General features: G+C 58.1%; 18 protein-coding genes. 12 read left to right on the top strand and 6 right to left on the bottom strand.

The window, feature by feature from the left end:
- Positions 1-6 precede the first annotated feature (6 nt).
- Positions 7-666: a sulfite oxidase-like oxidoreductase gene (locus ABD890_RS11405; protein ID WP_345088945.1), complete on the top strand. Its 660-nt coding sequence runs from the start codon at positions 7-9 to the stop codon at positions 664-666.
- Positions 667-683: 17 nt separating this feature from the next.
- Here the strand turns inward: ABD890_RS11405 and ABD890_RS11410 are convergent, their stop codons facing one another.
- The 3 genes from ABD890_RS11410 to ABD890_RS11420 form a co-directional block, all read right to left on the bottom strand.
- Complete coding sequence (locus tag ABD890_RS11410; protein ID WP_345088948.1) at positions 684-1871, bottom strand: hypothetical protein; 1188 nt, start codon at positions 1869-1871, stop codon at positions 684-686.
- A gap of 95 nt (positions 1872-1966) precedes the next feature.
- Positions 1967-4591, bottom strand: a complete 2625-nt coding sequence (locus ABD890_RS11415) for a diguanylate cyclase domain-containing protein (RefSeq protein ID WP_345088952.1) — start codon at positions 4589-4591, stop codon at positions 1967-1969.
- Between the two features lie 247 nt (positions 4592-4838).
- A complete protein-coding gene (locus ABD890_RS11420; RefSeq protein WP_345088955.1) occupies positions 4839-5696 on the bottom strand; it encodes a formyltetrahydrofolate deformylase in 858 nt (285 codons plus the stop codon).
- 209 nt (positions 5697-5905) lie between these two features.
- On the opposite strand from ABD890_RS11420, the gene ABD890_RS11425 reads away from it, so the two are divergent.
- From ABD890_RS11425 to ABD890_RS11435, 3 genes are all read left to right on the top strand, one after another.
- Positions 5906-6340 (top strand): YkgJ family cysteine cluster protein, encoded by a 435-nt coding sequence (locus ABD890_RS11425; RefSeq protein ID WP_345088958.1) that lies wholly within the window; start codon positions 5906-5908, stop codon positions 6338-6340.
- Positions 6341-6436: 96 nt separating this feature from the next.
- Entirely contained in the window at positions 6437-7771 is a 1335-nt protein-coding gene (gene hisS / locus ABD890_RS11430) for a histidine--tRNA ligase (protein WP_345090897.1), read from the top strand.
- Between the two features lie 95 nt (positions 7772-7866).
- Positions 7867-8442 (top strand): HYExAFE family protein, encoded by a 576-nt coding sequence (locus ABD890_RS11435; RefSeq protein WP_345088961.1) that lies wholly within the window; start codon positions 7867-7869, stop codon positions 8440-8442.
- An 81-nt stretch (positions 8443-8523) separates the two neighbouring features.
- Here ABD890_RS11435 and hemE read toward each other — a convergent pair whose 3' ends face one another.
- Positions 8524-10452 carry a uroporphyrinogen decarboxylase gene (gene hemE / locus ABD890_RS11440; RefSeq protein WP_345088963.1) on the bottom strand — a complete coding sequence of 643 codons (1929 nt, stop codon included), beginning with the start codon at positions 10450-10452 and terminating at the stop codon, positions 8524-8526.
- 260 nt (positions 10453-10712) lie between these two features.
- Here hemE and ABD890_RS11445 point away from each other — a divergent pair, with 260 nt between their 5' ends.
- Genes ABD890_RS11445 through ABD890_RS11480 form a run of 8 tightly spaced genes read left to right on the top strand, consistent with a single transcriptional unit; the run spans position 10713 to position 21922 of the window.
- Entirely contained in the window at positions 10713-11747 is a 1035-nt protein-coding gene (locus ABD890_RS11445; RefSeq protein ID WP_345088966.1) for a vWA domain-containing protein, read from the top strand.
- The gene (locus tag ABD890_RS11450; protein WP_345088969.1) at positions 11731-12876 is read left to right on the top strand and encodes a hypothetical protein; all 1146 of its coding nucleotides are present in this window, start codon (positions 11731-11733) and stop codon (positions 12874-12876) included. Before ABD890_RS11445 ends, ABD890_RS11450 begins: the two co-directional genes overlap by 17 nt.
- A 14-nt stretch (positions 12877-12890) precedes the next feature.
- The gene (locus tag ABD890_RS11455; RefSeq protein ID WP_345088972.1) at positions 12891-13697 is read left to right on the top strand and encodes a MotA/TolQ/ExbB proton channel family protein; all 807 of its coding nucleotides are present in this window, start codon (positions 12891-12893) and stop codon (positions 13695-13697) included.
- A 21-nt stretch (positions 13698-13718) separates the two neighbouring features.
- Entirely contained in the window at positions 13719-14135 is a 417-nt protein-coding gene (locus ABD890_RS11460) for an ExbD/TolR family protein (RefSeq protein WP_345088975.1), read from the top strand.
- Positions 14136-14137: 2 nt separating this feature from the next.
- Complete coding sequence (locus ABD890_RS11465) at positions 14138-14566, top strand: ExbD/TolR family protein (RefSeq protein ID WP_345088978.1); 429 nt, start codon at positions 14138-14140, stop codon at positions 14564-14566.
- 25 nt (positions 14567-14591) lie between these two features.
- Positions 14592-17246, top strand: coding sequence for a tetratricopeptide repeat protein (locus tag ABD890_RS11470; RefSeq protein WP_345088981.1), 2655 nt, complete (start codon positions 14592-14594; stop codon positions 17244-17246).
- Positions 17247-17288: 42 nt separating this feature from the next.
- A complete protein-coding gene (locus tag ABD890_RS11475; protein WP_345088984.1) occupies positions 17289-20975 on the top strand; it encodes a hypothetical protein in 3687 nt (1228 codons plus the stop codon).
- Complete coding sequence (locus ABD890_RS11480) at positions 20972-21922, top strand: hypothetical protein (protein ID WP_345088987.1); 951 nt, start codon at positions 20972-20974, stop codon at positions 21920-21922. Before ABD890_RS11475 ends, ABD890_RS11480 begins: the two co-directional genes overlap by 4 nt.
- A gap of 16 nt (positions 21923-21938) precedes the next feature.
- Here the strand turns inward: ABD890_RS11480 and ABD890_RS11485 are convergent, their stop codons facing one another.
- On the bottom strand, positions 21939-23006 hold the full coding sequence (locus tag ABD890_RS11485; protein ID WP_345088991.1) for a peptidylprolyl isomerase: 1068 nt from the start codon (positions 23004-23006) through the stop codon (positions 21939-21941).
- Between the two features lie 71 nt (positions 23007-23077).
- Complete coding sequence (locus ABD890_RS11490; RefSeq protein ID WP_345088994.1) at positions 23078-24376, bottom strand: hypothetical protein; 1299 nt, start codon at positions 24374-24376, stop codon at positions 23078-23080.
- Positions 24377-24378 lie beyond the last annotated feature (2 nt).

Below are 24378 nucleotides of genomic sequence, written 5' to 3' on the forward strand. Positions count from 1 at the left end.
CGTTCCATGAATCAAGAACACGATAAAGCCAAGTACCAACCAGGGGATGCACCAAGCTCCGATCAGGTCGCCTCCGAAGATGTGATCGTCAGCGCCGATACCCAGCGCGATAATCGAATTCCGCCAGGGCAAAGCCGCACGCGAAAGTGGCCGGTCCTGCATGCTTCGATCGTCCCGGAAGTCACGAAAGAAACTTGGTCGCTCCGCGTGTTCGGGCTGGTCGAAAAAGAACTGACCTTCAACTGGGAAGAGTTTCAGGCCTTGCCGCGCGTGAAGGTGTTTGCCGACTTCCACTGTGTGACGCAGTGGTCGCGGCTGGGCAACTTGTGGGAAGGGGTTTCGACGAAGTACCTTCTCGAGCAAGCAGGCGTGCGTCCGGAAGCGAAGTACGTGGTATGCCATGGCTTCGACAACGGCTGGACGACCAATCTTCCGCTGGAAGAGTTCCTCAGCGACGACGCCCTGCTGGCCGACACGCACGATGGCATGGAGATCAACGCCGATCATGGCGGACCGGTCCGCGGCATGGTTCCCAAGCTGTATGCCTGGAAAAGTGCCAAGTGGATCAAAGCGATCGAACTGGCCGCGACCGACCAGCCTGGCTATTGGGAACAGAACGGATATCACAATCTGGGCGATCCATGGCGGGAGCAGCGATTCGGTTAGAATCGTTCGCCCAGCGACTAGCTGCTCGTCCGCTTGGCGAACAGCATCGCCGTCGCAAAACCCAGAACGTCGCCCTGCTCTTTGGAATGCTGGGCGAGCCGCTCGTAGTTGCCGGCGTTCTCGCTGAGTTCGATCAAGCTTGGTGCGACACCAATCGTGTGAACACCGACCGGAATCATGGTCAGGGCGGCTTCGAGTGCTTCGTGGTGACGTCCTAGTCGGGAAAGCAGTTCAATGTAGGTCTCGATTGCCAGCGAGCCTTCGCGCCGGATGTCGGACGCTTCCGCTTTCTCGCGGAAGTAGGCCAGCCCTCCTTCGACATCTTCACCGATCAGAATCTCGAAGTAGCGTTTGTGGCTGGGGTAAAGCTCGGTGAACGGAGGCGTCTGTTCGTATTGAAATGCCGGATCGAGTCGCGAACCGTAGTCGACCAGTTCGAGCGCCTTCCGCAGATGCGCTTCGTCCCGCAGCACTCGGGCGAACCGAACCGTGGCAGCGAGGTGACTCGTATCGATGTGATAAGCCGAGTTGGCGAACAACCAGTCGCGTTCGGCAATCATCGCACTAAGCGTCGGCTCTTGCGGTTCGGTCCCCTCTTGATGCGAGATGTCGGCCGAGACGGTACCGACCAGCTCGGCATAGACATGATCCAGCAGCAATCCTGCCAGCGGCTGCTGGGCAACCGGAGCCATGCCGGCCAATTGCTGTTCGTAGGTCGTAACCGAGTTGCATGTGCCGTAGTGTTCCAGCATCCAGCGGAAACCGATTTCCGGGGCGACACCTTCGTACAAGGCGACCTCGATCAGGTCTTCCACGTTGTCTTCGTCGACTTCCGCTTCTTGCAGCGCTGCAATCACCGGCGTCTTATCGCCGACCGGACGCAGGTAGTACCAACCTTCACGGATCTGGCCTTGGTCCAGCAGCAGCCGGCCGACCTCGTTGCAGGCTTCGACCAGGGCATCTTCCAGGGCGTCGCGTTGTTCTTCCGAGAGTTCTTCGGTGACGCCAGGAAACAGCAGCGGCAGGCCCAGATTGGCACGCGCGCGGATCTTGTACATCTCGAATAATTGAACGTGCTGCTTCTCTTGGCGGAAGTAGTCGATCATCTTGTCGATCGCCGCCATGGAGCCAGATTCTTCAATTTGCTGCTGGAACTGCTCGAAGACTTCCTGCGACACCACAAAGAACCCCATCGGATACATCAAGAAAGAGAGATTGGTTAGCTCTTTGTATCGTAACAGGCCAGTCCGGCAATGAATAGCAAGCAGCCGCTTTCGGGCGAATTCGGCCCTCGATCGAACTAGAGTTCCATCGAGCTCGATTCCAACGAAGGCGAGTTCGACTCGAAGGTTTTCAGAATCTCGCGAAGCTGGTTGAGCGTGGCGACCTCGAACACGCCAGAGTCGAGTACGTTGGCCAGTTTGGCTGGATCGCCCAGCGCGGCGTTGGCGTCGACCGACTGCATATATCGCAGACAGTTTCCGCGGCTGATCACCCCAGTCGGACGGCCATCTTTCACGACGATCACTCGCCGCATCGAGGCCTGACTGAGGAACTCGTAGATCTGCAGGCAAGGTTCATGTTCGTTGAACCGAACCACATCCCGCTCCATGACCTCGGAGACAGGTCGACTCCAGGCATCTGGTTTACGGAAGGCCTGCATCAAGTCTTTTTCAGAAATGATCCCGGTCAGACAGCCTTCCATATCGACCACCGGTACCGAATTGAATTCATGCTTCAGCAGGAACTTCGCCACCGACGCGATCGTATCGGTCTCACGAACCGAAAGGACTGGCTTGGTCATAATCTCGGCAGCGGTCAAATGTTCCAGCGACTCTCGAACGTGGTCTTCATCGGCCATGGCCGAGGCGGTTTCCTGGCAATGCTTGAGACACACCACATGCCGTTCGCCGGAGCTCTTGGCGACCTTGAGCGCCATCTCGGCATTGCGAATCAGCGTGTCGAGATCTGGGACCGAATTGGTTCGTTCGGCCACGCCCATGCTGACGGTACACGAAATCTCTCGACCGCCAATGTCGATGCGAACCTGGTCGACCGCCATTTCGATTCGCTTGGCGACTCGATAAGCGCTGATCTCAGCACATTCCGGCAAGACGAACAAAATCCGGTCGCGTTCCAAGCGACAAACATAATCGACCTGGCGGCCTTGATCGGCGATCGTGGTGGCCAACTGTTGTAAGACCTTGTCGCCTGCTTCGGCCCCGTAGCGATCGTTTATCCCACTGAAGTCGTCGATATCGACCATGATGCACGAGATCGGCAGGTGATAATTCCGGGCCCGGATCCATTCTCGCTTCAACTGATCGGACAGGTAACGCAGCGTTGCCAGGCCGGTCAAAGGATCGTTTCGTTCGACAACGCTCAGGTTGTTCTCCAGTTCGATCACACGCGTCGCCGAGTTCAAGCGAGCAAGCAGTTCTTCGCGGCTGATCTTGTACGCAATGACATCGTCGATGCCAAGATCGGCCGTCTGCGAGACCACATCCATCGTTCGCTGATCGGCGATGACCATCGTATAAACGTAGCGTGGCAGATACTCTTCGCGCAGCCAGCGGAAGAACAGTTCACCAGCGACCACATCGGCACCCCATTCCGCGATCACCAGCATTGGACATTCGTCCCGTATCAAATGCTTGGCGGTCGCGTACTCGCGGCAAATGCTGAGCTTCATGCCTGCCTCTTGCAGCCAGCCCGAAAGCAGCTTGACCGTCGGACAGCCGTTGTCGATCAGAATGACCGTCTCCCCTTCGATCAGGTCGGTCAACGTCTGACGTTTGCTGCGATGGTAGTGCGAAACTGCCGGCTGGGTAGTCGCCGAGAAGTTCATGAAGTGGTGGTGGTAGTCGGCCGAGAAGCTGACCAGTTTGTCGAACACTTCGTCAAATGCCGTCACCACGGCAGGATCGAACTGCTTCCCTTTTTCCTGGCAAACCATTTCGTACGCTGTCTGCGGATCGATCGCATCTTTATAGATTCGCTTGCTGGTCAACGCATCGAACACGTCGGCCACGCTCACAATCCGCGCCGCCAACGGAATCTGCAATCTGCTGAGACCTTCCAGGTAGCCGGTACCGTCCCAGCGTTCGTGATGGTAGCGAGCGATCTGGGCGGCCATATCGAAGAACGAACCACTTGGGCTGCACTGGGCTGCTTCTTCCAGCGTCTCGGCTCCGATCCGAACATGCTGCTTCATGTTGTTGTATTCTTCATCGGTCAGGCGGTCAGGCTTCAGCAGAATGGCATCGCTGATCCCCACCTTGCCAATGTCGTGCAGCGGGCTCGATCGATAGAGGTTGCTTAAGAACTGCTCGTCGATCTCGTCCTGATAAGGACCGCTGACGCGCAGCTGTTCGGCAATCATCTGGGTGTAGGCTCGCATCCGCACGAGATGTTCACCCGTTTCGGTATCGCGCGAGTCGGCCAGTTTGGCCAGAGCAAACACCGCGATGTCTTGGGTACTTTGGATCGCCTGCGAACGAGCTTCGACAATACGTTCGAGTTCGCGCGAATAGCCTTCCAGCTTGCGTTCGGCAGTCGTGGCCCGCATCAAAGCGCTATGCAGGCGAGTAAGAACGTCAATCTTGGCAGTCAATTCGAGTCGACTGATCGACTTGTCGATGATGTCGTCGGCACCGGCTGCGAACAGTTCCAGTCGCTGCGACTCGTCGAGCCCCTTGCCGAGAACCAACAATTGAATTTGTCGGTCAACGAACTCACGGCGAATCGTCCGGCAGACCTCGATCGCCGAGTCATCCGCCAGGTGAAAGTCCAATAAGATCAGCTCGGGCTGAAACGTCTCGATCGTTTCGCGTACCTTCGCTCCGCACTCGAGCAGTTTTATTTCGTGATGCGCGCAGAGCACCTCATGTACCTGGCGTCGGAACGCCTCGGTGCTCTCAATCACGAGTAACCGATTCCGCATCATCTGCCCAGAATGCTTTCTTACGATTGGAGTTGCCGACACGGCAGACCACTGCCATGCTTCGGCAGAAGTTCGCTGCCTGAAACGTACGTCGCGATCTTCTTAGAGCAAGAAGTGAAGCGCAGAGTTTAATTTCGACAGGTGCCAGCTGCACAATTCAAGCGGCGCAGGGGCTACCGCGGGCGATAAGATCGGCAGATTCGGCACTATCGCAACTGGCGGCGGATCGTTAGCTGCGGCGAGGAACGATCCGATGGAAGTGCAATTCGACCTCGCCATCGACGACACGACGCAGCCCTTCGACCAGGCACTTCGGCTCGTTCTCTTCCTGGCCAATTCGCACAATCTCGTCGATTTTCGTGCCGGGCTCGACCGAGAAGGTCTCTTGATGAATGATCTGATTGCCGGCGTCCAGCTCGGGGACGATAAAGTGACAGGTTGCCCCGTAGGTCAACATGCGGGCCTGGTTGGCATCGTGATAGGGACGAATGCCTGGAAAGCTGGGCAGCAGCCCATGATGCAGATTGATAATGCGGCCGCCCGCATACTTCCAGCAACTGGTAGCCGGCAGGACGCGCATGTAGCGGGCCAGCAGGACATAGTCGATCTCGTACTCGTCGAGGATCTCGATCAACCGGTCGTCGTCTGCCTCCCCTTTTTCGCCACCGATATTCTGCCAGTCGACGCCGTACTGCTTGGCCAGCCCCTGGCAGGTATCGCGGTTGCCAATCATCACAGCGGCTTCAGCCCGGATATCGCCTGACTCGATCGCCTTCAACACGGCCGTAGCTGGTTCCGGTCGAAAGGTGGTACAGATTGCAATGCGAGGACGATCGCGACGGACATCCGCCGACCAGACGCGAATTGCCAGCTTTTTCAGACGACCGATCTCGGTCAAAGCGCTCCGCAGCGAAGGGTACAAATCGGCATCGATATGAATCCGCAGAAACATGGCGAAGACCGCTTCTTCGTCATGGTCGTACATCTGGATCTCGGCGATATTGGCTCCCAAACCCGTCACATAGTGAATAATCGGATCTGCCAGACCAACGTTGTCGGGTCCAACCGCGGTAATCACAACGAGCATCGCCAGAGGCCTTTTTACACGAGGGAATGCCATGCCCCCTCGATCGCTGCCTGCGGAGAGGGCCAAAGACCGGGGAATTCGCCGCAATACGGCCCCCTGCCAGTAGTTCGAATATCGACCCGAACTAGGCATTGTAGCACGGGTTTGATACCTTGTCCGAACAAGCCTTACATCTTAACAACGCTGCCCAAACGCCGAGGATGGCCAAAATGCTAGACACCAAGGTACGTCGAGAAGATCTCGAGCCCGGTCAGGTGCTGTGCGAATTTTGCACGGCCAAGTGTTGTCGCTACTTTGCGCTGCCGATCGATACCCCAACCGAGTTCTCGGACTTCGAGTTCATTCGGTGGTACCTGCTGCACGATCGAGCCTCGGTATTTCTGGACGACGATACCTGGTACTTGTTGGTGCACACCACCTGCAAGCACTTGCGGGATGATCATATGTGCGGGATCTATGAGACCCGTCCGCAGATCTGCCGCGACTACACCACCGACGCTTGCGAGTACGACGACGACTGGTGCTACGAGAAGTACTTTGAAACGCCCGAACAGATTTGGGAGTACGCCCAGGCCATCATGCCGAAGCGGCCAGGCCAAAGTATTCGTAGCCCGAAACCACCGGCGCTGCCGATTCTTTCGTAGTTCGCCTCGAACATTCTGAGAGGGACACTTGTCCCTCTCTCACCACGTCCCTTCATCACGCCAACCGATTTCATTTCCATGTCGAACAAGAAGAAGCTGATCCAGCCCCGTACACTCCGTGGCTTTCGCGATTATCTGCCCGATGCGATGATGCCGCGCGAAGAACTGATCAACACGGCTCGCCGGGTTTATCGTTCGTACGGCTTCGCTCCGATCGACACGCCAACGCTGGAATACGCCGAGATCTTACTTGGCAAAGGGAGCGACGAAACCGATCGGCAGATGTACCGCTTCGAGGATCATGGCAACCGCGATGTCGGGATGCGGTTCGACCTGACGGTCCCGCTGGCCCGCTTCGCTGCGCAGCACATCGGCGTGCTGGGAACCCCTTTCAAGCGATACCACATCGCCACGGTCTATCGCGGCGAGAACACGCAGCGTGGTCGTTACCGCGAGTTCATGCAGTGCGACTTCGATACGATCGGAACCAAGAGCATGGTGGCCGATATCGAAACGGCCCTGGTCATTCACGACCTGATGACCGCCATCGGCTTCGATTCGTTCACCGTCCGGGTCAACAATCGTCAGGTCCTTTCCGGTCTGCTCGAGAAGCTCGACCTGGTCGACAAGTCGACCGAGATCTTGCGGGCACTCGATAAGCTGGCCAAGATCGGTCCCGAAAAGGTCGCCGAAGAAATGCAGCAAGCGGCCGGCGCTTCGGCCGAGCAAGCAGCCCAGGTGTTGAAGCTGGCCGAGATCGGCGGTTCGACCGACGAGATCCTTTCGGCACTCGATAGCCTTGTTTCCGGGAGCGAAAAGGGTGAGATCGGTGTTGGACAACTGCGCGAACTGACTCAGGCTGCCGCCGCGGCAGGGGTTCCGGCCGAGCGTTTGCAGATCGATGTCTCGATCGCGCGTGGCTTGGACTATTACACCGGCACGATCTTCGAGACCTTCCTGGGCGAACTGCCAAGCATCGGTAGTGTCTGCAGCGGCGGTCGCTACAACGACCTGGCCAGCTTGTACACCAACCAGGAGCTACCAGGCATCGGGGCTTCGCTGGGGCTCGATCGACTGCTGGCAGCAATGGAAGAACTCGGCAAGCTGGAACAACGCACGACGCCGGCCGAAGTGTTCCTGGCCTACTTCGACGAGAACAGCCTGCAGCAGTATCTGAAAATTGCCGCCCTGCTCCGCAAGGCCGGCTTCAATGTCGAGCTGTATCCGGAAGCCAAGAAAATCGGTCAGCAGCTCAAGTACGCTGACCGCCGCGGCTTCAAAGTGGCGATCGTCGCTGGCGACCGCGAGTTGGCCGAGAACAGTTGCCAACTGAAGGATTTGAAGACCGGCGACTCGAAAACCGTCAGTCTCGCGGGGGGTGCGGAAGAACTAATCGCGGCTATTCCGGAAATTCTGCGGGGCACCGCATAACCCCGGTGACAAGGTGTTGTCACCCCTAGTTGCGATATTGAAGCCATCGAAGGACACCGGCTTCAATTCGAGCAACTTTCCGGGGGCCAACACCGATGACCATCCGCACGAATCACTACGAAGTAGCACTTGAAGCGTTTCTACGCAGCGAAAAGATCCCCTACATTGCCGTCGACGAGCGTCGCCGGTCGTTGTTCGGGGCTGGCTCGCTAAAAAACCTCGACTTCATTGCCACGCCTCCCGGGGGCGAAATGTCGTGGTTGATCGACGTGAAAGGTCGCAGGTTCCCCTCCGGTCGCAAGAACCGCTACTGGAAGAACTGGACGACCACCGACGATCTGCAAAGCTTGTCGCAGTGGCAACGGCTGCTCGGTCCGCAGTTTCGTGGGCTGCTGGTCTTCGTCTACGACGTGGTCGGCGACATGGCTCCGGTTCCGCAGCAGTTGCTGTTTCCGCATAACGATCGCTTGTACGCGTTCATCGGAGTGCGGCTCGACTTGTACCTGGCGTGGGCTCGGAAGATCTCGCCACGCTGGAAAACGATGTCGATGCAGACGACTGCCTTCCGCCAACTGGCCGAACCGCTGCAGATCACGATGCGAACGCCCGTGGTCTCGGGCGGAGACTTCGACCATCGCCGCGCCAGCGATACGATGCCCGCCATCGCCTGAAGAGATCAGGGCCGCAAAAATCGCGACCCTGATCGGTAATATGCCTTTGCGTGGCAGTCGGTAAGCGAGCTTTCCGCCGGCTTACTTGCGTTGGCTCATTTCGTGAACCATGTCGACCAATGCGCGAGCGTTGTCGACTGGGGTCTGTTGCATCACACCATGCCCCAGGTTGAAGATATGCCCTGGGCGGCCGGCCGCTTGATCCAAGACATCTTTTGCTCGGCGACGCAGTTCCATCGGATCGGCCAACAGCGAAACCGGATCGAGGTTTCCTTGAACGGCGATGTTATGGCCGATCGTTTCCCAGGCCACGTCCAAGCGGATACGCCAGTCGACACCGACCACTGCCGCGCCCGATTCCGCCAGCATCGGCAGCAGCGCTGGGTTCCCTGTGGCGAAGTTAATCACCGGGACGCCAGGCGCGATCTGGGCAACGATATCTTTCACGTACGGCAGCACGTAGCGGCGGTAATCGTCCGGTCCCAAAGCACCAGCCCACGAGTCGAACAACTGCACAGCTTGGGCGCCGGCTGCGATCTGAGCATTCAAGTAACGCGAGATCGCGCGGACAAAACGCTCCATCAGTTCTCGCCAGGCGCCTGGGTCGCGGAACATGAGGGTCTTCGTGTTCACGTAGTCGCGGCTGCCGCTACCTTCGATGGCGTAACTGGCCAGTGTGAACGGTGCCCCCGCGAAACCGATCAACGGCATATCGGCCGGCAAATCGGCACGCGTCTGCTTCACGGTTTCCATCACGTAGTGCAGCGAGTCGGTGCTTTCGAGTTCCAGCACACGATCGACGTCGGCCGCTTCGCGAATCGGATTATGGATGACCGGTCCTTCTCCCTTGGCAAACTCCAGATCGAGCCCCATCGGCTGCAAGATCGGCAATAAGTCCGAGAAGATAATCGCCGCGTCAACGCCCAGTTTGTTGACCGCCGTGCACATCACTTCGCTGCACAACTGCGGGTTCTTACAAAGATCGAGGAACGTCGTCTTCGCGCGGACGTCGCGGTATTCTTTCATGTAACGCCCTGCCTGACGCATCAGCCAGACTGGGGTGTAATCGGTCGGCTCGCGGCGGCAAGCCTTCAGGAACGCACTGTTGTACCAGGCCGCTTCTTTGTTGAGTGCCACTTTAGTTGTTTCTTCCAGTACGGCGCGAATCTGACGTTTGCGAACGAGGATTGACTTCGAGCGTTCCGCGGCGGACGAAACCAAGGGTCCCATCTTGGGATGCGCCGGTTCGACATCGACCGGGTAACCAAGGTCACGCAGGCGTTCACTCATCGTTGGGCCGACGCTGCAGATAACCGTTCCCCGCAATGCTGCGGAGAAGGCTTCTAACTGTCCCTGACGTTCGGCCAATTTCAGGACGTGATTCAACTGGTTGGCCGAGGTGAACAGCGACACGTCGATCGTGCCGTCGATCACTTTCTGGATGTTAGCTGCCAACGGACCGATGTCTTCCGGCAAGTCCCAGTCGTAAACGTGCAGCGTCTCGACGTTCGCCCCACGAGCCTCCAGCCCGGCGACCAGGCTGGCGTTGGTCACACCGTACTCTTGCACCACCAAGGTTTGATTGGCGATGTGGATCTCGGTATCGATCGTCTGCAAGATCTCGCGCCAGGTATTGGGCTCGGGCACTTTGATCGTGGGCGTGAGATTCACTTCCCGCATCGCGGCAACCGGCTTGGGGCCGCGGCTGATCGTGATAATGTCGGACAACGCATCCAGGAACTGCTGCTTGTCGACTTTGCGATCGATGGCGGCCAGCAGGTGATTGAAGCCGACACCGGTCATGAAGATCACGATATCGACCTGGCCGGTGATGACGCGGTTCGCGAAATCGATTGCGCCTTGGTTGTCCTCAAGAGGAACCTCTCGCATCGAAGGGCTGACGTGCGGGACCCCGCCGAACTTCTCGATCATCATCGCCATCTCTTTCTGGCGGCGACTTTCAAACGAAGCGACGTTCAAACCCTCGAAATTCTTGGCGTTGTCTGGCATTAAATTCTCTTCGACTGATAACCCTGATGGGGTAGAAGGCATGAAAGTGAGCGTTCTTGGGTCGGTCCCAGGCTAACTCATAGCCGAAAACTTTCCCTAGAGTTCCTCGAACCTTCCATTTCATTGACCGGGTTGAATTCTATTCCTAGGATGATGAGTGTGCAGTGTACACCAGCTTTTGGAACGCAACTGCCACGCTCCTCTGATTTTAGCAGTTTCCCGCTCCTCCGGGGGACAATGACTTTTCGTGAGCTCCCTTGATGCAACTTTCCTGCTTTTACTGCGGCAAACATCTGACGGCGACCGCCCAGCAGTTAGGCGGGGAAGTCGTTTGCCCGCACTGCGGCAATGTCGTCCGGTTGCCCGACGCCGAGCAGGTTAGCCAGGCTCAAGAGCAGACCAGCGAAGCCCCGGCCCACCATTGGTTGACCGACAGTATCTCAGGCTTTGCCTCGCTACTGTTTCACATGGCAATCATCTTCGTCCTGGCATCGGTGACCTGCAATTATTCGAGCGGACAACCGGAAGGCGAAGAGGTCGGCATTGGGGAACTTCCGAGCATCAAGCTTGCTGACTCCGGTGGCGACGTCCTCGATACGAGCGAAGTCGAACAAAGCTCCGAGACCGCCAGTCTCGACGAGTTGGTCGCCGACATCGAACCCCCTTCCTCGGCCACATCGCAAATGGGCGAAGAAGTGAGTCTTTCGCAGTTGCTTCCCAGCGGAGCGGCGGGCGGCGGGGCAGGCGCGCTCAGCACGATCGGTGGCGGCGGCGGGGCCGTTGGTGCCGGAACGACCTTCATGGGTGTCCGGGCCGAAGGTTCCCGCATTTGCATCATTGCCGACTGCAGCGGCAGTATGGAAGGTGCCAAGCTCGACTATGTCAAGGAAGAGATCCTGGAAGCGGTCCGCAGCATGTCGCGCGAGTCTGAGTTTCAGATTGTGTTCTTCAACAGTCAGTCCGTTCCGTACAACATGCGCGGGTGGCGAAACCCTAAACGCGATCTCGAAAACGTGAAGCGTTGGCTCGATACCGTTTCGGCCCAAGGGGGCACCATGCCCGTCTCGGCATTCGAAGAAGCGTTCAAGCTGGCCCCTGCTCCGGATGCCATCTTCTTCATGACCGATGGTTTGTTCGACGACGACGTCGTGGGCCGCGTGAAGGCGTTGAACGTGGGTGGCAGCAACAAATCGAAGATCCACGCGATTTCATTTCTCGACAAACAAGCCGCCCCGCTAATGCGGCAAATTGCGAACGACTCGGGAGGCAGTTACCGCCATGTCTCCGCCTTCTAACCGGCCACTTGCGAGACAGTGGCGTCGCATCGTGGTTGGATTGACGGTCGGCGTATGTCTGGCGGTGGCGAACGATCGTGCCTATGCGGATCGCTTGATCCTGCGTGACTTGCGACTGATCAGCAACGTGACCGTCGTCGGCTTCGACGAAGAAGGGGTCAAGGTTACCGACAACAACCTGATTCCGTGGCACGAAATTGAACTGGGCACGGTCGCTCCGGATAAGCAAGCTGACTTCGATCGCCTTCGGAATGACCTTGGTCTGCCTCTCTACCGCATTCATCAACGACTGACCGTCGGCGACTATAGCGGCCTGCAAGAACCAGCCGAGGCGGTCTTCGAGCGTTACAAAGATCGCGACTCGAAAACGGCTTACATGGTTTGTCAGGCCACCATGTGGGGCCGCCTGGCCAATGGTCAGCGCGAGGCCGCGTTGGAAGCTTACTTCTGCTGCATTCGCTGCCTGAAAGCGAACCGCAGCGAGCCCCCTTCCCTGCCGGGCCCGCGACGCCTGGAGTACGACAAGCAAACCGGGCTGAGCACCGATCTACTGCCGTTGTTCTTCGATCAAACGGCGGCCGCCGAAGCGTTACCGAAGGCGGCGTCGATTGCCAATTCGCTCGGCCAGAAAGCGCCGGAAGCGGTCAACATCTACATGGCAGCCTTGGCGATCGCCGCACACGACTTTGCCGAAGCCGAGAAATGGGAACGCAAGCTCAAGACCGGCAACCCAACCTTGAAGCAGTGGAACGACCTGCTGGCCGCCCAAACCCAGGTGCAAACCGGCAACCTGATTGTGGCCCGCTCGGAATTGGTTCCGGTCATCCATACGATGGACAGCCGTAACTTGCCGGTGGCCTGGTATCTGCAGGGAGTCGCCGGCGCTCGTTCGAGCGAGTTCTTGATGATCGAGCATGGCGTGCTCGACTTGCTCCATGTTCCTGCATTGTACGGAACCGATCAGCCCGAGCTGGCAGCCGCCGCACTGCTGGAAGCCCACAACGCCCTGCTGCGAATCAAACAACCGGATCAAGCCGCGGACGTACGCCGACAACTGCTGTTGTTCTATGGCGGAACTTCGCATGCCAAGCAGATAAGATCCTCGCGACAACTTCCGAGCAATCCTTGAGAGGCACCTACGATATGCGACGCAACTCGACGCCCAAAGCGGGCATCTTCTATTGTCTGGTTCTGCTGCTGGGCATCTTTGCCGTCCAAAGCTGGGCGCAAGACGGAAGTTCACCTCCGCCCGCCGGCGATACGCTGACGATGGATGGCAACGATGCCGCCACGACGGCGCCCCGTCCCGAATATGAAGAAAAGACCCTGCTCGACACGCTGATGGATGGTGGTCCGGTCGGGGTGCTGATCGGGTTGTTGTCGATGGTGGCGATCGGTTTCATCGTCGAGCACTTCCTGACGATCCGCAAAAGCGTGCTGATGCCGGAAGGGGTGGCGTACGAACTGGAAGAGATGATCGCCCAGGGCCGCGTCGACGAAGCACTCGAAGTTTGTAAGAACCCCGAATACCAATCGCTGCTGACCTACGTGGTGCAAGCTGGCCTGGAACGCTTCAAAGGTGCCGAGTTCGGTTTCGCCGAATACAAAGCCGCTGTCGAAGAAGCAGGCGAAGACCAAACCGCCAAGCTCTATCGCAAGACAGAAGTGCTGGGCCTGATTGGCTCGATCGCTCCGATGCTTGGGCTGACCGGTACGGTGCTCGGTATGATCAAGGCGTTCAATACGATCGCCGCGAGTGGTGGTGCCCCGAAACCGGAAGACCTGGCCGGGTCGATTGGTCAGGCCCTGGTCACGACGCTGCTGGGTCTGGTGGTGGCGATTCCCGCGATGGTCGCCTATAGCTACTTCGGCAATCGCATCGATTCGCTGGTCGCCGAAGTCGGCAAGCGTGTCGAACAGATCCTGACCCCGCTTGGCCGTCGCCGCTAAGTTCACGGAGGAGCACATCCGATGAAACTCTCGAAGAAAAGAGTGCGGCACACCAAGGGGATGGACATCACACCGATGATCGACATCGTCTTCCTGTTGCTCATCTTCTTCATCACGGTCAGCCAGGTCTCGGAAACCAATCGCGAGAAGCTGGAACTGCCGAACCTGAAGGGTGCCAAAGACCAGAAGAAGACTTCGCTGGTGGTCAACATCAACAAGGCCGGCGAGATCGTCGTGGCCGGCAACCCGTTGCAGTTGGCAGACGTCGCGTTTCTGGTGAGCAACGAACTGCAATCCAATGGCGGTGACCCAAGCCTGGTGACGGTCGTCGTAAGAATCGATCAGAACGCAACCTGTGAAACGCCCAACGCCTTGGTCAAACAGTTGGCCAGCCAAGGAATCTCGAAGGTCCGACTCGCGGTCCAGGTGCCCAACTAACCATGAAACTATCGAGCCACAAACGAGCCCACAAACGGCAGATTACGCTGGAAATGACCAGCATGATTGATGTCGTGTTCCTGCTGCTGATCTTCTTCATCGTGACCGCCAGCTTCACCAAGACCGAGCGTGACTTGGATGCGGTGACCAAGGTGAACGAGAAGTCGAGCGCGGCCTCGGAAACCGATCTGGAGCCCGCCATTGTCCTGCTGGCCAATGTCGACGGAAGCTGGGTCTATCAGATCGGGACGAACAACCTGACAACCTTCGCCGAACTAGAAGAAGTCCTCAACCAATTCCCCAACAAAGAAGATGGCGCGTTCGTCCGAGCCCCCGACGCCGCTCCCTATGGGATGGCTGCCGCCGCCATCCAGGCCTGTAAGAACGCCGAATTTCCTGGCGTCTCTTACGTGCCGCTGACGCCTCAATAGCCTTCCCTGCACTCCCCCAATCGTCATGCGTTTTTCGATCTCATCTCGAACTGTTTCGTACTGGCTCGTTTGCCAGGCGGCGCTGCTGCTATGCGCGGTGCAAGTTCCCGATGCCTTCGCTCAAGCGCAGATCAACGATTCGCGAACGCCGCAGCAGATGATCGAAGAGTATCATCGTGTCGATCGCTACCTCAGCAAGCTGAAGATGCCCGATCAACGCTTGATCCTGGCAGAACGTTACCTGAGATCGGCCATTCCTGCCCAGCAACGCGAGGAACTCCTCGATACGACATCGCAGCTATACGCGACGCAGTTGATGACCTACGCCGACGACCCGGCCCGCTCGAAGTATTACCTCGACCAGGTGCAGAAGTTTCTCGCGGCGAATCCCAGCGCGGATAAGCCGGCGCTGCAAGTCATGCTGCTGCAAGCCGACTACAACCGAGGCGAAGCGGCCGCCTCGCGCTGGCTGAACGACCCGACCGATACCGCTTCCCAAACGGTCGCCTTGGAAATTTTCAAGAAGATCGCCCCGAAGCTGGTTGAGTATCACAAGTCGATCGAAAAGCAGGTCGAGCAGCAGTACGAACTGATCGACAGGATGCCGCCTGGTCCAACGCGCGAGAGCCGAGATCAGGCGAACAAGGAACTGGAAGGGGTCGTCGGTCGAGCCGCGTTCTTCGGAGCCTGGTCGAACTATTACCTTGCTTTGGCCGAAGGGAAGCAAACGCCGTCGGACTATTCAAAGACAGCGATTCGCTTGTTTCGCGAACTACTCGATCTGAAAGAGACCCCCAATCAGTCGTCTCCCTGGTACGAGTCCGCCGATCCGAATCGCATGGCTCTGCAGCAAGAGTGGCGAGCGCGAGCCTTGATCGGGTTGGCCATGGCCGAGATCCTTGATAACGACGTGCCGGATGGCCGACGTTGTATCGAGTTGCTGGAGTCCGGTGCTACGAGCGTAGAGATCGCCGATCAATCCGACTATTGGTTCTGCCGAGGCTTGATCAATGCCGGCAAGCTGACCGAAGCCGCCAGTTTCGGCAAGACGACTGTGCAAGCCTTTCATGGCGACACCTCCCCAGGCAAAACGAGCTTATGCGTTCTGCTGGCCGATACTGGGTTGCGAGCCGGAAAAGAGGATCCTGCCATTCACGAGATGGGCGTGCAAGGGCTCGTCGGCCTGGCGAAGCTGGGGCATCATTCCGCGGCGATTCAGTTGATCGAGAAGTACGAAGTCGATCTCGAGAAGACTTCCGGCTTCTACATGATGTGGCTGGTTGGGCAACAAGAGTTTGCCAAGGCTGAAAAGAGCAAAGCTCCGGCCGACTACCGCAATGCCCAGAAAGAACTTCGCGACGCGTTGGCCGCTCCGGAGGCCAAAAGCGATCTGCTATCCGCCAGCGAATGTCGTTACACGCTCGGCTGGTGCAACTATCGCCTGGAAGAGTTCGCCGAGGCAGGCCGCAGCTTTCAAGACTCGGTCGCTGGGCTGAAAGGCCCCAATCCTGGCAAGGCGGTCGAAGCGGCCTGGATGGCGTTCGTCGCTTATCAAACGCTTGCCAAAGACGAACCTCGCTTCGGGCTGAGGGCGGTCGAAGTGCTGGAAGACTTGAAGCGTGACTTCCCCAACCATGCCTACGCTCAGAAGGCCGACTACTTCATCGCCAAGCTACAGCAGTCGCGCGGTTCGATGACCTCTTCAATCCGCCAACTGCAAGGAATCGACGCGAGCGATCCAAACTTCTGGTCGGCCAAGTTCGACTTGTGCAACTTGCTGCGGCAGCAGATCGATCAGGCCTCGTCCGACGATGAAAAGAAGAGCCTGGCCAGGCAGTTGAAAGAAGTTGCCGACGATCTGCAGTCGCGACTTAGCAAGACATCGGCGTCCAACGATCAAACCTCCGGCGTTGCCCGCTGCCTGCTCAACGTGGCAGACCTGGCTCGCAAAGACTTGCTGGGAAACGGCGACTTCGCCAAGTACGTCGGCGCAGCGAAGACCCTCGTCAGCAAGCTTCCGGCGGAAGACCGAGCCTGGGTCGATTACCATTACCAGGCCTTGCTGCTGGCGCGATCGCAAAAGAACGACGACGAGGTCGCCTCGCATGCCGACTGGCTGTTGGTGCACGCCAAGGGAACCCCGTACGAACAGTCAGCACTTATCGTGCGTGCGTTGGAAATCGATCGCCAGGTCGCCGCGTCGACAATGCCCTCCAACGAACTGCTTAAGGAAGGGTTCGATATCTACAGCCGGCTGATCAAACACCTCGGTGCGAACTCCGGCCAGTTGCAACAGAACAAGAACGCCAAAGTCGCATGCTCGAAAGCGGCTGGCTTCGCCGAGCGGCTCCAGCAATGGTCCGATGCGGCATCGTATCTGCGGATGCTGGTCGAAGCCTTCCCCAACGAGCAGGACTATTTGCAGCGGCTGGGAAGAGTCGAGTTCACCCTCAAGAATTACAACCAGTCTTTGGGGCATTGGCGAACCCTGCTAATTGGGCTGAAAAACGGCAGTCCCGAGTGGTTCGAGGCGAAGTATTACCAGCTGGCTTGCTTGCGGCAAACCGACCTGAATCAAGCAAAAACTGTCCTGCAACAGTTCGAATTACTGCACCCAGATTGGGGCTCGCCCCCTTGGGCTGATAAAATAAAAGCACTCGCCCAGCAGATCTCCGGATAGGCCAGGCACAAACCAGCAACGAATCTCTACACGTCGAATGGAATGGCGCACGGCTCGTCCCCATCACCCCACGAAGAACACAACTCGCAACGAATCGATGCATTCGTTCGCGAGGCCGAGGCCTTTCTAGCCTCGCGCGGGGGACTCGATCCGGCTGCCCTGACCACGCTGGCCTATCAATTCGGATTGAGCCGCGACGAATACCAGCAAGCGATGGTCCTGCTGTACGACGGTCGGGCCTCGCAGGCCAAGCCACCTACGTCGCCGCCTGCCGCTACGCCGCCTGCCGCTACGCCACCTCCCGCTGCAGTTCCTCCGGCCGCACCACCAACACCTCCGCAGACGTCACCGGAAGAGCCCCCAGCAGACGAGTATCTGACGCCCGAGATTTTGTCGGACGATCCGGTGGAAGAACCTGGCGTTGACGATCAGGCACTGGTCACGCCACTGCCCGACGACGAAAGCGAGTTTCCCGAGATCCGCCCCGCCGACCTGTTTCACTTCGTGCGGCAATCGCGACTGGTGCTCACCGCCGAGAGAGGTTGGACCGATCAAGCGTTGGCTCGAATCAACTTCCTGGCCGATCAGATGCTGATCCCGCCGCCGATTCGCGGGAAGCTTTACAGTCGCATCAATGCGGCTGACTTCAATCCGGCTCCACCGGCTGAACCAGATGACACGCCAACCGAGGCAGAGCAAGAAGCAGCCGCTCAGGAAAAGGCGGAGAAGAAGAAACGCCAATCCCCAAGTCGGCTCTACAAGCATTACCTGCGGAAAGCATTCGAGGCCCTGCCGACGAAACGCGTCAACGAACGTCGCGAAGTGAAACTGATTCGCGAAGGAACCAGCAAGCTTGGCCTCAGCCAGGTGCTGGCCCGCGACCTGCTGCTGGAAGTCGCCGAGGAAGAAGGCTACGAAGTTGCTTCCGCGATCGAAGAGCCAGAGGACCAGCATCAGAAGCAGGTCCAGGAAGAAACGATCACCACCTTTCAGCAGCGTGCCGCCACGATCATTGCTGGCCAAGGAGGCGTCAACTCGCTGACCCGCATCATGATCGCCCAGGTCGCAGCCGACCTCGGGATGACCGAAGAGGAACGCGACGCCGCGCTTGCTTCGCTTCAGCGGCAAACTGAAAAGCATGAATCAGAAACGAAGAATCAGCAGCGAGCCACTTCGTTCCGCCAGTTCGTCCACGAAAAGCTGGAAAACGTGAACCACGGCATCGTGCTTTCGAGCCTCGCCCAGCAATTGGCGCAGATCGGCATCGACATGCACGGCCTGCCGCACGACCTGGCGTGGAGTACGCTGCGGGAAGTGATCCAGGAAGAAGAGCTGCGGCTGGTCACCGTGGAACAGGCCGAGTCGCACATCCGCACGCTGGTCGACGAGTTGATGTTCGAGCAGCAGTTCCTGTCAATTCAAAATCGCCAGCGACTTCTGGCCGAAGGAGACCAGTGGGGACTCGATCAAGAGACCTGCCAGGAACTGATCGAGAGCCGTGTCGTCGACTTCACCCGCAAGCAGAACCGAGGGCAACGCCAGGTCGCATTGATCTTTGGGGCGTTCTTTGCCCTGCTGATCTTTGGTGGGGGCTACGCGATTTACCTCGGCTCGGTACCGCCGAAAGGAACGACCGGACCGAACCGGCTCGCTCACAACTCGAACACAACGCTCCCCGACGAAGCGATCGAACACGATCCGGACGTCGAAACCAAGACCGAGGAAGTGGCCTGGGGACGCCAGCCGTGGTGGAGCGAACCGCTGGCCCTCGATCTGCTGGAAGTTTATCAAACCGAGACGTCGCTTCAGCCGCGGTTGACGGCCATTTGCACGCAAGACGCCAGCAAGCGTGCGACCGCCTATCGGGCCTTGCTTCCGCAGATGATCGCGACTTCTTTGGCCCGACAAGGGGAAGACCGCAAGTCGATCCGAGAGGCGATTGCGGGCCTGATTCACGACGAACCGAACGACGCCGCGATCGATGCCATCGCGGAAACGTTGACCGAAGATATCTCGTTGGAAGATTCGCCAATCACGGGCGGGACGCCTGTCTCGCAGATGATGGAGAAGGCCTACATCACCGTGACCGCGGCCGAGCAGCCAGGCCTGCCGGAAGATCGCAAAAGGAAGCTGCTCGATCTGCTGGAGCAACGACTTGGCGTCAGCTTTACCGGCTCTGCCAATCCGACCGAGCTGACCATGAGCGAGATGATTCGCGACCAATACCGCAAGATTCGTGAGCTCGCCGCATCGAACGCTAACGAAGCCGCGCAGCTACATGCGACTCTTTCGAGTACCGCTCAAAGCTATCTGCCCACCGATCAGGTCGTGGCCAAGGACAGCACACTAGTCGCAGACATTGTCAGCAAAATGACCTCAGGTTGGGACTCGTATCAGCCGGTCGTGCAGCGTGTGGTCTCGGCCCAGAAGGCGGAACTGATGCTGCCGCTGTTGGACGCGTTCGAGCACTCGCTTAAGGATCGCAACATCCAGCGACAAGTGGCCGGACTTTTCGCCCGGCGGATCAATCGCGGACTCGACGCCGACGAACCAGCCCAGGCCGTTGCCTTGGTGCGAACCGAGTTGGGTCTCGATAGTTTCATGGCCCGTGATGGCGAAATGTATCGCATGTTCTCGCGGCGGTCTGGCAACTACGACTGGAAGGTTCGCGACGACATCTCAACACCTCAGTTGGCCGAAGAGCTTTCGCAGCTTGGCTTCCTGGGGGTGCTCGGGCACGCGGCCAGCCAGGGAGAAATGGGCCAGCGAATCTTCGAGACCGCCTCGAAGCAAGGCGCCGCTGAAGTGACTGAGCCGCCAGCACCCACCACCAATTCTCCTTCCGCCAATCCACTCGCCCTGCAATCGAAGATTGAAGCTCAGATAGGCCGGCTACAACGGGCCACAAACCCTTTAGGCCGCATTGATACCTACCGCGACCTTTGCACGATGTCTGGCGATGTCGAAGACGTTGACTACAAGGTCGCTTCGCAGTTGGCCGACTACATTCTCGCACCCAAGCCGCGGGCCGAACAAAGCCAGATCCAAAGCGGGCTGCGGGCATTCGCCCACTGGAGCACGCTGAAGCTCGCCATTGCCGACCAGGTCCATTCCGCCCGGCGAGCTGCCGACGACATGCAGGAAGTAGTAAGCGTGCTGGTCGGCGAGACGATCGTCATCAACAACGTGCGAACGGCCCGCGACGAACTGCGTGAAAAGCTGCTGCAAAGTGCGCTGGCAGGCCTCGGCAGCCAGTCCACTTCCGGCGAAGAGTTCTCGCCGCAGATGGCCAACAACCTGGCCGAGGCCATGATCGATTACTACCGGTTCCATGCTCGTCTGCAGGGTGTTCCTGATGAACTGCTGGCCCAAGCCAACTTGCCGGATGCGATCGCTGCTCAGTTGATTGAAGCGGAAAAGTCTGAACTGGAAGCGATGACGCTAACCGATGCCGAGACCGCTCGTTTCCAAGATCTTAAGCGACGCGAGTTGGCCTACGATTACCTGACCAACTCGCCAATCGCTCGTATGGCGGCGCGGCAGCGTTTGTGGCTGCAGTTGATGGTCCTTCGCCACAGCAAGCAAGTTCCTCAGCTACAAAGTCAGTTGAACGACATCTTGCAGAAGCTCGATCAGCAGGATGCCAACGCACCCAGTTTGCTCGCCCAACTACGAAACGGCGAGATGGCCCTGATCAAGTTCTGGGAACTGACGGGAGGTTCGGTATGAAAGCTTGGAGTTGGCTTCGCCGAACGGCACAAGCACTTTCCGGGTCGCTGCTGATCTGGGGCCTGGTGGGCGTTCCGGTCGATGGAGCCGTGATTTATCTGAAGGGGCAAGCTCAGCCGCTGGTCGGTTTCGTGGAAGCGTCGGACGACGTAACGATCCGGCTGCGCGTGACGACGCCGGACGGCGACGAACTGCATCGTCAGATTCGCCGCAACGAAATTGAACTACTGCTGCAGCCAGTCAATCCGACGCGGCTTTCGCAGCTTTCGCCTGACAATCCGAAGGCGTATCGCGAGTATGCCGAAGAGTTGGTCACCAAGACTTCCGATCCGGAAGCGGTCGAGACGGCTAAGCGTTTGTTCCTGATTGCAGCTTACTTGGATCCTGAAAAGGAAGGCCGCAGTGCGATGCTTGGCATGGCACCTCTTGCGGACGGAGCCCAGGGAATCAAGCAGCTTCGAGCATTGGCGTTCCTGATCGATCCGATCCACGACGCCTCGCTGCTCGACGGCAATCAGCAGGAAGAAGCTTCTGGGGCGGTCGTCGACGACACCGCACGCAACGACGCGATTCATGCCCTGCAACTGCTACGCCGCGGCGATCGAGCCGACGCTCGGCAGCAACTTCAGCGAGATGAAATCAAGAGTGCCCTACGAAGCGGCACGAAGAAGATTACCTGGGACGACTGCATGGCTCTGATTCAAGGGACTTGTCCAGGATGCGAACAAGGAGCCATTCCGGCTTACATGCTGCAGAAACTGGTCGCGGCAGAACTCGAGCTTTCTTCAAGTCAGTCGGCCAAGACGCTGCAGCCGCAGTGGGGCTTCTTCCTGGATGGTTCGTTTCAGAAGCCGTTGCCGGTTCTGTCGCTCGAGAAGGCTACTCCTTACGATCCGAAGAAGTGCCTGTTCCGCGATGGCCAGTGGGTCGAGCCGCCAGCCAAGTAGATCAAAGGGCCAGCGACTAAGGCGAGATGAACTCGTCACTGAATCGACGGACGAAGGTTGGATCGATCTCTGAACCTTCCTCTTCACCGAAGTAGTAAACGCTGGCGTCCGAGATGTGCCGGTCCGCCACGTGGGCGAACAGGAACGCGGCGGCAGCATGGCGGATTTCGGCTTCCATGTCTTTCCAGTCGCGATCGCCTCGCTTCTCTTCGTGCACCTTCAGCAAGTGAATGCCGAATTTCGTCTGGATCGGGCCAACCATTTCGCCAACCGGTCGGGCAAACGATGCTTCGTGGATACGCGGATCGAGCGGACCATGATGCTTGATCCAGCCCATGGCTCCGTCGTCATCTTTGCTCGGCGACTGCGAGTACTCGCGAACGGCTTGCTCGAAGGTGATCTGCCCTTGCTGGATACGATCACGCAGGAAGACCGCTTCACGGAAGGCAACGTCCCAATCGAATTTCGGATCGGAAGGATCCCCGAAGTAGACCTGCGATACGCGACGCGTGGTGCCGTCGAAACGTTCGTAGTTGCGTTCGTAGTAGCGACGAAGGTTGGCTTCGGTCAGGTAGCTTTCGAGATAACGCGACCAGACCAGTTTCCAGGCCAGGTTGCGCCGCAGCATCGAAAGGTCCGCCTTGCCTTCAAGCAGGAACTGATCGAGCGTCTTGCCCCGAGCATTCAGGGCGTTCTTCACTTCAGCAATCGCCAGATCGATCTCTTGTTCGCTGGCGCGAAATTCGGTGGTCTGCAGGTACGAAAGAATCACCTGGCGGCGGACTAACTGCGACATGACGGTCGAGCGATAGACCTGAAGCGTCGCTTCCGGAAGATCTTCGAATACGTTCAACCGCTGCAGATAGCGTTCGATCTCGACGTCGTAGATTGGTATGTCGTTGACGCTGGCAACCACCATGGCACCAGTCTTGGGATGGATCAACGTTTCTTCCGGCAGGTAAGGTCCTGAAGAGGATTCGAAATCCCCTGAGAGCGACCATTCATTGGCGGCCTCTGGCAAGACGATCAAACAGATCATCACCAGAATGAAGGTCGGCGATCCGATCCAAGGTTTTGATGACATGGCTTGCTTTCAGTTCTTTCGTTTCCGGTGCCTTCCGCGGGAAAGGTCCGCCAGGTTGCTTTCCGTGGGAGTTACGGCAGTGGAATGTCTGTCAGCTCAAACGATACAGGCAGCGAAATGATCGATGCGGGGGAACGGTACACGAACTGGACTTCGGTCGGGTCGCGTTCCAGGACAAACTTGTAAGACATTCCCACGGTATCGACATCGCGGTAGGTCTCTTCGAACCCGGCGAAATCAATCCGTTCGCCATTGGGTCCCTGCAAGTATGCTTCATTGTTGTAAACCCAGCCACGATGCGACTCGAGCGCCCCTTGCTCGTTCAGCACACGCAGCAGAATGCTTGCCTCCCAGATATCACCGTTCTGGCGGAAAGCTTCCAGTACGACTTCAATCGCTCCCCGGGTGTCTTTGACATTCCGAGCCGTATCGAGCTTGTCGAACATGAACGTTTCTACGCGGCCTGGCATCAAGGCGATCATCTCACCTTTCAGCTTGGCAATCTTCTGCGACTTACGATCGACGCCACCCAGCGGCAACTGAATGTCGACGGCCGATACGCCTTGCAGAACTTCGGTATCGAGCGATCCAGCCTGATCGTCACCCGCAACCAGGCTTTTCCCGGCTTCGTCTTCGATGGTCAACTGATCGAGAGGTAACTTGATGACAATCGGCTCGACGCGAGGTTCCCAGGCAACCTGCAGATTCATGTATGTTCCACGCTGATCGGCGCCGGTCAGGTCCATGAACGATTCAATACGTGTTGGTTGAAAACGAAAGATCTCGCTGACGCGGATCAGCGGGTTTGGCTTGCCGCTACCACTCGCTCGTGCGACAAATGCCAGCACGTTGGGCTGACCGGCGTAGTGGTAGGCCTCAAGACTGTTTTCGGTGAACAGTTGATCGACCGCTTCCCAGAATGGAACGTTGTCCCACTCGACGGTCACCTTTGACTGATCAGCCCGTTGGCCAAAGTTGGAACGGTAATCGATCAACTTGTTTTCGGTTTGTTCTTCAATGGCACCCAAGACATCGGTCAGCGGCACATCCTTCACCGACAACGTGATGTGCGATGCTTTGGCAGCGTTGTCAGCGCGTGCCTTTTCGAGGATCGTGCGAATACGCTGCAACCGAGCTTTGGTCTCGGCCGGAGTCGACGGTTCCACCATCGGCAGATGGTCGAGAGCCTTGTGACCCAGGTCGAGAATCTTTTGCTCGGCGCGTTCACGTTCCTCGAGAGTGTCGGAATCGAGACGACGCGACCAGGCAGCCACCTGCTCGGACAGACTCGGATCCGAGTCTTGTGCCAACGCAGGGCAAACCAGCGCAAACGCCAAGCCAACCCATACAACGGTTCGAAGCGCGGCCATGG

Origin of the sequence: Bremerella cremea, from assembly GCF_039541315.1 — a bacterium.
Taxonomy (GTDB): Bacteria; Planctomycetota; Planctomycetia; order Pirellulales; family Pirellulaceae; genus Bremerella; species Bremerella cremea.

Excerpts from the sequence above, each read along its gene's own strand:
- ABD890_RS11405 (WP_345088945.1), top strand. The coding sequence starts at position 7 with ATGAATCAAGAACACGATAAAGCCAAGTACCAACCAGGGGATGCACCA.
- ABD890_RS11420 (WP_345088955.1), bottom strand. The coding sequence starts at position 5,696 with ATGCTCGTTGTGATTACCGCGGTTGGACCCGACAACGTTGGTCTGGCA.
- ABD890_RS11425 (WP_345088958.1), top strand. The coding sequence starts at position 5,906 with ATGCTAGACACCAAGGTACGTCGAGAAGATCTCGAGCCCGGTCAGGTG.
- ABD890_RS11435 (WP_345088961.1), top strand. The coding sequence starts at position 7,867 with ATGACCATCCGCACGAATCACTACGAAGTAGCACTTGAAGCGTTTCTA.
- hemE (WP_345088963.1), bottom strand. The coding sequence starts at position 10,452 with ATGCCAGACAACGCCAAGAATTTCGAGGGTTTGAACGTCGCTTCGTTT.
- ABD890_RS11445 (WP_345088966.1), top strand. The coding sequence starts at position 10,713 with ATGCAACTTTCCTGCTTTTACTGCGGCAAACATCTGACGGCGACCGCC.
- ABD890_RS11450 (WP_345088969.1), top strand. The coding sequence starts at position 11,731 with ATGTCTCCGCCTTCTAACCGGCCACTTGCGAGACAGTGGCGTCGCATC.
- ABD890_RS11455 (WP_345088972.1), top strand. The coding sequence starts at position 12,891 with ATGCGACGCAACTCGACGCCCAAAGCGGGCATCTTCTATTGTCTGGTT.
- ABD890_RS11460 (WP_345088975.1), top strand. The coding sequence starts at position 13,719 with ATGAAACTCTCGAAGAAAAGAGTGCGGCACACCAAGGGGATGGACATC.
- ABD890_RS11465 (WP_345088978.1), top strand. The coding sequence starts at position 14,138 with ATGAAACTATCGAGCCACAAACGAGCCCACAAACGGCAGATTACGCTG.
- ABD890_RS11470 (WP_345088981.1), top strand. The coding sequence starts at position 14,592 with ATGCGTTTTTCGATCTCATCTCGAACTGTTTCGTACTGGCTCGTTTGC.
- ABD890_RS11475 (WP_345088984.1), top strand. The coding sequence starts at position 17,289 with ATGGCGCACGGCTCGTCCCCATCACCCCACGAAGAACACAACTCGCAA.
- ABD890_RS11480 (WP_345088987.1), top strand. The coding sequence starts at position 20,972 with ATGAAAGCTTGGAGTTGGCTTCGCCGAACGGCACAAGCACTTTCCGGG.
- ABD890_RS11485 (WP_345088991.1), bottom strand. The coding sequence starts at position 23,006 with ATGTCATCAAAACCTTGGATCGGATCGCCGACCTTCATTCTGGTGATG.
- ABD890_RS11490 (WP_345088994.1), bottom strand. The coding sequence starts at position 24,376 with ATGGCCGCGCTTCGAACCGTTGTATGGGTTGGCTTGGCGTTTGCGCTG.